General features: G+C 51.8%; 6 protein-coding genes. 1 reads left to right on the forward strand and 5 read right to left on the reverse strand.

Going from position 1 to position 6,287, the window contains the following annotated elements:
* Window positions 1-2: 2 nt before the first annotated feature.
* The 4 genes from PHQ97_14040 to PHQ97_14055 form a co-directional block, all read right to left on the reverse strand.
* Window positions 3-479: a YcgN family cysteine cluster protein gene (locus tag PHQ97_14040; GenBank protein ID MDD4393856.1), complete on the reverse strand. Its 477-nt coding sequence runs from the start codon at window positions 477-479 to the stop codon at window positions 3-5.
* Window positions 480-621: 142 nt separating this feature from the next.
* Window positions 622-1,104 (reverse strand): adenosine-specific kinase, encoded by a 483-nt coding sequence (locus tag PHQ97_14045; protein MDD4393857.1) that lies wholly within the window; start codon window positions 1,102-1,104, stop codon window positions 622-624.
* A gap of 161 nt (window positions 1,105-1,265) precedes the next feature.
* Window positions 1,266-2,513: an aminotransferase class I/II-fold pyridoxal phosphate-dependent enzyme gene (locus PHQ97_14050; protein ID MDD4393858.1), complete on the reverse strand. Its 1,248-nt coding sequence runs from the start codon at window positions 2,511-2,513 to the stop codon at window positions 1,266-1,268.
* 297 nt (window positions 2,514-2,810) lie between these two features.
* Window positions 2,811-3,746: a DMT family transporter gene (locus tag PHQ97_14055; protein MDD4393859.1), complete on the reverse strand. Its 936-nt coding sequence runs from the start codon at window positions 3,744-3,746 to the stop codon at window positions 2,811-2,813.
* Between the two features lie 177 nt (window positions 3,747-3,923).
* Here PHQ97_14055 and PHQ97_14060 point away from each other — a divergent pair, with 177 nt between their 5' ends.
* Window positions 3,924-4,688, forward strand: a complete 765-nt coding sequence (locus tag PHQ97_14060) for a DUF3047 domain-containing protein (GenBank protein ID MDD4393860.1) — start codon at window positions 3,924-3,926, stop codon at window positions 4,686-4,688.
* A 6-nt stretch (window positions 4,689-4,694) separates the two neighbouring features.
* Here PHQ97_14060 and PHQ97_14065 read toward each other — a convergent pair whose 3' ends face one another.
* Entirely contained in the window at window positions 4,695-6,050 is a 1,356-nt protein-coding gene (locus PHQ97_14065; protein ID MDD4393861.1) for a Y-family DNA polymerase, read from the reverse strand.
* Between the last annotated feature and the right edge of the window lie 237 nt (window positions 6,051-6,287).

Genomic DNA, 6,287 nt, shown 5'->3' on the forward strand with positions numbered 1-6,287 from the left:
GGTTATTCTTCGGTGCCGGCCTTTCGTCTCCAGATTTTCCAGTTTACAATATAGTTTTCAAGGTCATCGGGGTGGATAAATTCCCCGGAGATGATTTTGCCTCGAACGGAAATTCCCGCTTCGTGGACGGTGTCTGCATTGCCGGAAACCAGGGGATGCCACCAGGCCAGATCCTTGCCCTCGAAGAGGAGCCTGTAGGCACAGGTGCGGGGAAGCCAACGAAATTTATGGATATTATCTGCCGTCAGGGTATGACAGTCCGGCACCAGTTCGGTCCGGTTCTCATAGGCCTTGCACCGGCAGGTATCAATATCCATCAGTTCGCAGGCGACATTGGTATACCGGATTTTACCGGTTTTCATGTCCTCGAGTTTTTCGAGGCAGCATCGCCCGCACCCGTCACACAGGGATTCCCATTGTTCTCTGGTCATTTCTGAAAGGCCCCTGGTTTTCCAGAAAGGCAACTGATTTTCAGTCATTTTAAACAGTTTCAAATTGTCCTGTTATAAGATAAAAGCTTCTTGTTTCTTATTTTTTCCCTCAAGCGAAGCGCTCCTCAAACGAAGTGGTCCTCAAGCGATAGCGGTCTTTTAGCCCGCGCGATAGCGCGCTAAGTTCAAGCTACTGTTTGTAGCCGAAGGTTCTGAGCAGTTGTTTTCTGGCCTGAATATCACTGTCTGTTTCAATACCCTTTGAGGCAAGGCCGTCAATGACGCCGAGTATTCCGCGCCCCTGATCGGTTTCTGCCACGATGACTTCAACCGGATTGGCAGTGGCGCAGAAAATACGGCAGACTTCGGGTACGTTTTTGATGGCGTTGAGTACATTGATGGGGAAAATCCCTTCCATGAACAGGATAAAACTGTGACCGGCAGAAAGATTGACGGCATTGCGTCCGGCCAGTTCGGTCAGGGCTGCATCTGTCCCGGTATGCCTCACCAGACACGCGTCGGATGCTTCACAGAATGCCAGACCGAATTTTGCCATGGGAACCGAATTGACCATGGCTTCGTAAATATCTTCAATGGTTTTGATAAAGTGAGATTGCCCCAGAATAAAGTTCAGATTGTCCGGGTTTTCGATTTTCACAAGTTTGAGTTCCATGTACGGCCTCCCTTCGTAAACAGTCAGTCATGTGCGTGACGCTGAATTCCGATAAGCCCGAAATTCAATAACGGATAACCGATAACTGATTCATCCGCTCCACCATAACCCGGCCGGAATGAAAAATCCAGCCCCCCTCCTGTTTTTCGGCGCCACGGCGCTTAATCGTCCGCAGTTTCTACTGCGAGAGCAAGTGGTGTCGGAACGGCTTTCGGATCGATTTCTACCATGGCCTGCCGCATCTGCCGAAGCGCCTGCCGGATACGATGTTCATTTTCCACCAGCGCCAGCCGCAGATATCCCTCTCCGTCATCGCCAAAGCCGATTCCCGGTGCCATCGCCACATTGGCGCGGTTCATCATTTCAATGGAAAACTTCATGGAGCCCATCCGGCTGAATGGCTCAGGAATTTTCGCCCAGACAAACATTCCGGCTTTCGGCGGGGTGATGTCCCATCCCATTGCGGTCAGTCCCCGGCAAAGTGTGTCTCGTCTGCTCTGGTACAGTTGAACCTGGTGCCGTATTTCATCATCACAGTGCCTCAAGGCGACAATCCCGGCAATCTGGATAGCGTTAAAAATGCCGTAATCATAATATCCCTTGATTTTGGCGAGGGCTGCGATGATGTCAGGATTTCCGACACAGTAGCCCATGCGCCAGCCGGCCATATTGTAGGTCTTGGAAAAGGTGCCGAACTCAACCCCCACGTCAATCGCGCCGGGAGCTTCAAGAAAACTCGGGGCCACATATCCGTCATAGGTGATTTTGGCGTACGCAAAGTCATGAATAACGATCAGCTGGTATCTTTTGGCCAGCGCGACAATTTCTTTAAACAGCTCCATGGATGCGATCGCAGACGTGGGATTGTGCGGATAGCTGATGATCAGCACTTTGGGCCGGGGATAGATGGATTCGCACATGGTGACCAGCTGGTTCAGGAACACCTCTTCGGTGGCCAGCGGGATGCGGATGGCGTTTCCGCCGGCAATAATGGGAGCGTAGATATGGATCGGAAAGGCCGGGGTGGGAATCAGGACCGTATCCCCGGGGCCTATCAGCGCCATGCACAAATGGGAAATGCCTTCTTTGGATCCGATGGTGCATATAATTTCCGATTCGCTGTCCAGATTGACGTCGTAATCCTTACGGTAGCTTTTGGTAATTTCCTGACGCAGGTTTCTGAGACCGTTGGAGGCCGGGTACCGGTGAATTTTCGGATCCTGAGCCCCTTCGCAGAGCTTTTGAATCACCATGTCCGGTGCCGGGTCAATGGGGCTTCCCATGCCCAGATCAATGACATCGTCCCCGTTCCAGCGTTTTTTCATTTTTAGTTTATTGATCCTGCCAAACAGATATGGCGGCAGCTGATCCATACGATCAGCAAATTTAATATGTGGTTTGTCAGACATGTAGCCTCCTTTTTTTAATTAAAAAAAGCCCCGGACCGATTCGGCCCGGGGCTAAAAAAAACGCCAAGGGCTCTGTTTTACAGCCGATGGCGAAAGTGACGGTGATTATAAACGATGATTATGAAATATTATCTGTCTGCACACACGGTCGCCCGGACTGTATCCTTTGCGGCGGCCGCTGCGGCATACTGATACGTTTTATTCATGATATAAACCTGTTTTTATAGGGTAGCGTTTCACTATGCGTTATTACCAACATTCGATGTATATCGAATATGCCGGTAAGATGTCAAGACTTTATTCACTATTTAAAGCCGTTGGCGGAGCCTTTGGGTTTGATTTCGGGAATATGTAGCCCTGGAGCTGGGACAGGAGCATTCCGCCGAGCATGAGAAGGCATCCGGCCATGGCTCTTAATGACAGCGTTTCGGCGAGGATGATCCATCCGCCGATGGCGGCAAAGACCGATTCAAGGCTCAGCAGAATGGCGGCATGGGCCGGATGGGCATCTTTCTGGGCCACGACCTGAAGGGTATAGGCAATGCCGACCGAGCAGATACCTCCGTAGAGAATCGGCACGGCTGCCTGAATCAGGCCGCTCAAGGTGATGATTTCGATAAAACCGGCAGTTATCAGACTGAGGATCGAGCAGACGATGTATTGGAAGAAGGCGATCTTGATCACATCCATCCGGGGGGAAAGCCATCCGAGAATGAGGACATGACAGGCCCAGAAAAATGATCCGATCAGTTCCAGACCGTCTCCGGATTCAATGGTAAACGATTCGGTGACACTCAGCAGATAAAGGCCGGCAGTCGCCAGCAACGCACCGATCCAGGTTCCCGCATCCGGACGCTGCCGCCAGAAAAGCCCCAGAATCGGGACGATCACCACATACAGCCCGGTGATAAAACCGGCTTTGCCCGCGGTGGTATAGACCAGGCCGACCTGCTGGAGAGATGCGCCCAGAAAAAGGGCGGCACCTGCCAGAGCGCCACCAAGAGGGGCGGCTGTTGTGGAAGTCAGCGGAAGCGCTTTTTGTATCATTTCGCGCTGGCGCCGGCGGATTATCAACAGCGGAACCAGAGAAAGACTGCCCAGGGCGAACCTGACCCCGTTAAAGGTGAACGGCCCCACGAACTCCATTCCCATCCGCTGGGCCACAAAGGCAAATCCCCATATGGTTGCGGTAAGAAGCAGTAAAATATCTGATCTGATTGCCGATGATTGCATAGTGATACTGCGAGGCCTTTCCGGTCCAAGTTATTCTCTTACAAAAAATGCCTATATACGCTTATAATTGGAAATAATCAATAACAGTCGAGGGCCGTGAGGCGTGGGCCTCCAGTGCTTGAGTTTTTAGCCCGGCGCTGGGGTTTATCAATGATTCGCTTTGTATGGAGGTGGCATATGAGAATGCTTTGGAGGTTTTTCCCGGCAGCGGTGTTGGGGGCGATGCTTTCTGGCGTGGTTTTGTCCATTCCTGCCCGGGCGGAACCTGCTCTGGCGGTTGGGGAATTTTCAAAAGGGCAGCAGGGGAAAGGAATTCCGTCAGGCTGGCAGCCGCTGACGTTTAAAAAAATATCGGCCCATACCCGGTATGAGCTGGTGGAAGACCGGGGAACGGTTGTCGTCAGAGCATTGAGCCAGGCCGCGGCTTCCGGGCTGATCCGTCATATCAGAATTGATCCTGTGCAGTACCCGGTGATCCGGTGGCGCTGGAAAATTACATCGATGCTGAAAAAAGCGGATGTGAGCCGGAAGCAGGGCGATGATTATGCGGCCCGGATCTATATCACGTTTGAATATGATCCGGGCCGCGCGGGAATTTTTGACAGAATCAAATATGAAGGGGCCCGCCTGCTTTACGGGCAGTATCCTCCTTCTGCCGCCATCAGTTATATCTGGGAGGGCAGGGCGCCTGAAGGCGCTGTGATCCCCAATGCCTATACTGATAAACTGATGATGATCGTCGTTGAAAGCGGAGAGGAAAAACTCAATGCCTGGGTGGACGAACAGCGCAATGTTTATGAAGACTTCAAAACAGCGTTCGGAAAAGAACCACCCGTAATCACCGGTGTTGCCATCATGACGGATACCGATAATACCGGTGAGACTGCCGTCTCTTTTTACGGGGATATCGGATTCTATAAAACGCTTTCTTCGGATGATTGAGGTTTATCAGAATACGGTCGGCAGCTGGTTCCAGTCGGTCGTATACGCCGGCGATCGCCGGCTGAATACGGTTTTCCATCCGGGATCGGAATCAAGGCCGACAGCGGCATATTTGACCGTGTTGGCGCCCATTTGCGCGTTGATGTGATCAAAGGCCTGCATGAGCCGGTCTGAACGGTTCCGGTTTCTGGGGTCAAACAGGCCGCACTGAATGTGACGGTCGGATACCAGTGCCTTGAACAGAATTCCGGCTTTTTTATACCCGCATTCTTTCCGGTAGATTTTTTCAAGCCCCCGCCGGGCAAGGCAAATAAGCTCTGCGGTATCGCTGGTAGGAACCGGAAGCGCGGTGGTGTGGGAGTTGAAATAACAGGCTTCTTTGCCAAAGCGGCTGGTCATCACAAAGACCATCAGTACACTGGCGGCTGAATGCTGTTTTCTCAGTTTTTCGGCACCGGTCGAGGTGAACGCCGCCACAGCTTCCTCCAGATCCGCCAGGGGGGTTATCGGATGTTTGAACGATCGGGATACGCAGATGCCTTTTCGGGAAGGGGGGATGTTTTCAAGCCCGTAGCAGGGGGTGCCCCTGAGCTCCTGAAGCAGCCGGGAACCATGAACCCCCATTTTTTTTCTGATAAAATGGTCATCCGCATCCCTGAGCTGCCGAGCGGTCACAATTCCGTGTCGGGTTAAAAAATGCGCGTATTGAGGCCCGACGCCCCACACATCTTCTACGGCGGTCATTTCCAGTGCCTTGTTTTGATACATGAAAGCTGTCAGATCCAACACCCCATCGGTTTTCAAGGATTTTTTGGCAATCCGGTTGGCGATTTTGGCAAGGGTTTTGGTTTTGGCAATACCCACAGATACCGGCACCCCGGTCCATTGCCTGACTGTGGCGCGGATGGCTCGGCCGTAATCGGTCAGGTCATATCGTTTGAAACCGGACAGGTCCAGAAAGGCCTCATCGATGGAATAAATTTCAATGTCCGGGGTAAACCGGGAAAAGGTCTGCATAATCCGGCGGGACATATCCCCGTACAGGGCGTAATTGGATGAAAAGACTTTTACATCGTGGGCCTTGATCATCTGGGCGATGGTAAATACCGGCGTTCCTGCTTTTATGCCCAGCGCTTTGGCTTCATTGGATCGGGCCACCACACAGCCGTCATTGTTGGACAGCACGATCACCGGTTTGCCTTCTAATCCGGGATTGAATACGCGCTCACAGGAGACATAAAAATTATTGCAGTCAACCAGTGCGAATATGGTGCCTTTTGGGGACAGATTCATACGGCCGATCGTTTCGAAAGTGACGTACCGGTCTGCAAGGCTATCCTTGTTTCTTATCTTTTGCCTCAAACGAAGTGGTCCTCAAGCGATAGCGCGCCTCAGTCCGCCCGCAGGGCGCTATTTTAAACCGGTTACAGGGGATGGATCACGCTGGTGACCACTCCCCAGATCTGAAATTCCCTATGATCACAATATTCAGTTGGATTAAGCTAACGAATGCGCGTCGGCAATTAGTTGGATGATTTGATCAGGGAGAGAATGATTTTTTATCAGCTTTCCAAAACCCGGCAATATTCGATCTGCATC

Source organism: Desulfobacterales bacterium, from assembly GCA_028704555.1.
In the GTDB taxonomy this organism is placed as follows: Bacteria; Desulfobacterota; Desulfobacteria; order Desulfobacterales; family JAQWFD01; genus JAQWFD01.

What these genes read in the sequence shown, in the direction of transcription:
- PHQ97_14050 (MDD4393858.1), bottom strand. Translation starts at nt 2,513, where the DNA reads ATGTCTGACAAACCACATATTAAATTTGCTGATCGTATGGATCAGCTG.
- PHQ97_14055 (MDD4393859.1), bottom strand. Translation starts at nt 3,746, where the DNA reads ATGCAATCATCGGCAATCAGATCAGATATTTTACTGCTTCTTACCGCA.
- PHQ97_14060 (MDD4393860.1), top strand. Translation starts at nt 3,924, where the DNA reads ATGAGAATGCTTTGGAGGTTTTTCCCGGCAGCGGTGTTGGGGGCGATG.
- PHQ97_14045 (MDD4393857.1), bottom strand. Translation starts at nt 1,104, where the DNA reads ATGGAACTCAAACTTGTGAAAATCGAAAACCCGGACAATCTGAACTTT.
- PHQ97_14040 (MDD4393856.1), bottom strand. Translation starts at nt 479, where the DNA reads ATGACTGAAAATCAGTTGCCTTTCTGGAAAACCAGGGGCCTTTCAGAA.